This window comes from Escherichia sp. AM3, from assembly GCF_032029835.1.
GTDB lineage: Bacteria > Pseudomonadota > Gammaproteobacteria > Enterobacterales > Enterobacteriaceae > Escherichia > Escherichia coli.
The window spans coordinates 1-256 of record NZ_JAVUPQ010001111.1 but is presented as its reverse complement, the minus strand read 5'-3'; the positions used below and the strand labels follow the sequence as shown (position 1 = coordinate 256).

Here is a 256-nt window from a genome sequence, read left to right as displayed (position 1 = left end):
ACCTTCGATCGCGGTCACTTCCATGCCGATCAGGCCGTCATCCACCAGCACGGTGTTGCCAACGGACAGATCGCTGGTGAAGCCTTCGTAGGTCACGGCAACGATTTCGTTATTACCTACAACGGATTTGTCGGTGGTGAAGGTGAAGGTCTGGCCCGCTTTCAGGGAAACGTCGTTACCGCCTTCCAGTTTGATGGTGCGGATTTCAGGACCTTTGGTGTCGAGCAGGATTGCCGCTTTTTTCCCGGTCTTGCTC

1 protein-coding gene is annotated in these 256 nt (G+C 55.1%); it reads right to left on the bottom strand.

The window, feature by feature from the left end:
* The coding region (locus RTW80_RS29925) for a pyruvate kinase (protein WP_312721788.1) at window positions 1–256 on the bottom strand (256 nt) is incomplete at both ends.